This is a genomic window from Thermogemmatispora aurantia (genome assembly GCF_008974285.1).
Taxonomy (GTDB): Bacteria; Chloroflexota; Ktedonobacteria; order Ktedonobacterales; family Ktedonobacteraceae; genus Thermogemmatispora; species Thermogemmatispora aurantia.
Genome location: NZ_BKZV01000012.1, coordinates 1 through 3,087, shown reverse-complemented (window position 1 = coordinate 3,087; position 3,087 = coordinate 1). Strand labels below are relative to the sequence as shown.

Here is a 3,087-nt window from a genome sequence, read left to right as displayed (position 1 = left end):
GGCGCTGAAGGCCGAAGAAGGACGCGGCGAGCGGCGAAACGTTCAGGGGGAGCTGCTGGCAAGCGATGATCCCTGAGTATCCGAATGGGGCAACCCCTCCGGCGTGATGGCCGGAGATCGGCGGTCGGAGTGCGACCGCACGAGGGGCAGCGGGTGAACTGAAACATCTTAGTAGCCCGACGAAGAGAAATCAACCGAGATTCCCTCAGTAGTGGCGAGCGAACGGGGAAGAGCCTAAACCGATCAGGGGCCGGCAACGGGTCCTGAGCGGGGTTGTAGGGCCAGCGCGGGGCGAAGCCCGGGCGGCAGAAGGCGGTACCCGAAGTGGCTGGAAAGCCACACCAGAGGAGGTGAGAGTCCTGTAGGGGAAACCGCCGACTGAGGACTGGCGCTGGACCCTGAGTACCACAGGGCACGAGGAACCCGGTGGGAAGCAGGGGGGACCACCCTCCAAGGCTAAAGACCTTCAGCGACCGATAGCGGACAGAGTACCGTGAGGGAAAGGTGAAAAGCACCCCGAGAGGGGGATGAAAGAGGACCTGAAACCGCGTACGCGAGAAGCAGTCAGAGGCCCATGCCGTGGCAGGCCGGCGGGCAGGCCCCAGGCGACTGGGGAAGGTCCGAGCAGGCGCCACGAGCGGGTTGATGGCGTGCCTTTTGTAGAATGATCCGGCGAGTGCATCGTCGTTGCCGCAGGTTAACCTCCCGAGAGAGGAGGGGAGCCGGAGGGAAACCGAGTCTGAAGAGGGCGCAGCCGCCAGGGGAACCTGGAGGCAGGTAGCGACGATGGGACCCGAAACCGTGTGAGCTACCCATGGCCAGAGTGAAGCGGATGTGACAATCCGTCGAGGCTCGCACCCACTGGTGTTGCAAAACCAGGGGAGGAGCTGTGGGTAGGGGTGAAATGCCAAACGAACACGGAGATAGCTGGTTCTCCCCGAAATGCATGGAGGTGCAGCCCGCCGCGGCGGCGCTGGGAGGTAGAGCGCTGTGTGGGTGCGGGGCCAGGAGCTGGTTACCAAGCTCATGCAAACTGCGAATGCCCAGCGCGGCGAGAGAGGGGCGGCGGAGTGAGTCTGGCGGGGATAACCTTGTCAGACGAGAGGGGAACAACCCAGACCACCGGCTAAGGTCTCCAAGGGGCTGCTGAGTGGGAAAGGAGGTCAGCTGGCCCAGACAGCCAGGATGTTGGCTTAGAAGCAGCCATCATTGAAAGAGTGCGTAATAGCTCACTGGTCGAGCGAGCTGGCGCCGACAACACCAGGAGGCTGAAGCAGCCGACCGAAGCCGTGGAGCCTCTCGGATCGAGGAGGGACGAGAGGCTGGTAGGGGAGCGTTCCGCGAGCGGAGAAGCCGGACCGGAAGGACTGGTGGAGCGAGCGGAAGTGCGAATGCCGGAATGAGTAGCGTCACGGGTGGTGAGAATCCACCCCACCGAAAGCCTAAGGGTTCCTGGGCACCGTTGATCGACCCAGGGTGAGGCGGGACCTAAGCCGAGGACGGCAGGTCGTAGGCGATGGAGAGCAGGTGGAGATTCCTGCCCCAGAGGCCGTCGAGAAGAGCGAAGGGGGGACGCGGTAGGGGAGGTGAACCCATCGAGTGGACAGGATGGGCTGCCTGGAGGGAGCGAGGCGTCGAGGGAAAACCCGAAGCCACGAGGCGTGACCCCAGGCACGAGCCTCCGCGAGGAGGCGACAAGTCACCGGCCCCCAGGCCGCCAAGAAAAGCCTCTAGCGAGACGAGCCTCTGCCCGTACCGCAAACCGACACTGGTAGGCAGGGAGGTAAGCTCCCGAGGTGAACGAGTGAGCCTCTGTCAAGGAACTCGGCAACTTGGCCCCGTACCTTCGGAAGAAGGGGCGCCTTAGTAGCTGGTGCTGACCGGAGGGGGACCCGAGAGGGGACTCGGAGCAGGCCAGCGCTGGTGAGGAGGCCGCAGGAATAGGCCCAGGCGACTGTTTACCAAAAACACAGGTCCCTGCGAACGCGGAAGCGGAGATATAGGGGCTGACTCCTGCCCAGTGCCGGAAGGTGAAGCTGGCAGGTGAGCGAAGCTTGCCAGGGAAGCCCCGGTGAACGGCGGCCGTAACTCTAACGGTCCTAAGGTAGCGAAATTCCTTGTCGGGTAAGTTCCGACCCGCACGAAAGGAGGAACGACCTGGGCGCTGTCTCGACAGAGGGCTCGGCGAAATTGCAGTACCCGTGAAGATGCGGGTTACCCACGACAGGACAAAAAGACCCCGTGGAGCTTGACTCTAGCCTGGCCTGGTGCCGAGGGCACACCTGCGGAGGATAGGTGGGAGCCGAAGAAGCCGCCCTTGCGGGGGCGGTGGAGGCGCCGGTGAAATACCACTCTGGTGTGTTGTCGGGACTCATGCTGAAGCGGTAGAGCCCGCCAGCAGACAGGGCTAGGTGGGGAGTTTGACTGGGGCGGTCGCCTCCTAAAGGGTAACGGAGGCGCCCAAAGGTTCCCTCAAGGTGGATGGACATCACCTGAGGCGTGTACAGGCAGAAGGGAGCTTGACTGCGAGGCCAACAAGCCGAGCAGAGACGAAAGTCGGGCTGAGTGATCCCACATGTCCGAGTGGAAGGCGTGTGGCGCAACGGACAAAAGCTACCCCGGGGATAACAGGCTGATCCTGCCCAAGAGTTCCCATCGACGGCAGGGTTTGGCACCTCGATGTCGGCTCGGCGCATCCTGGGGCTGGAGTAGGTCCCAAGGGTTGGGCTGTTCGCCCATGAAAGCGCCACGTGAGCTGGGTTCAGAACGTCGTGAGACAGTTCGGTCTCTATCCGTCGTGGGCGAGAGGAAGCGTGAGGGGAGTCCGCTCTAGTACGAGAGGACCGAGAGGGCTTGACCGCTGGTGAGCCGGTTGGCCTGCCCAGGCCAGAGCCGGGTAGCTACGTCAGGCGAGGAGAAGCGCTGAAAGCATCTAAGCGCGAAGCCGACCCCAAGAGTCGCTTCCCGCTCCAGGCTGGACCCCCAGCCGGAGATAAGGTCCCAGGAAGATCACCTGGTTGATAGACCGGAGGTGGACACCTGGTAACAGGTGCAGCTGACCGGCCCTAATGACCGAACGGCTTGTGC

The 3,087-nt window shown here is 63.2% G+C and carries 1 rRNA gene; it reads left to right on the top strand.

From position 1 onward, the window contains the following. Positions 1-3,087 (top strand): 23S ribosomal RNA (locus tag KTAU_RS21370); the annotation flags it as partial.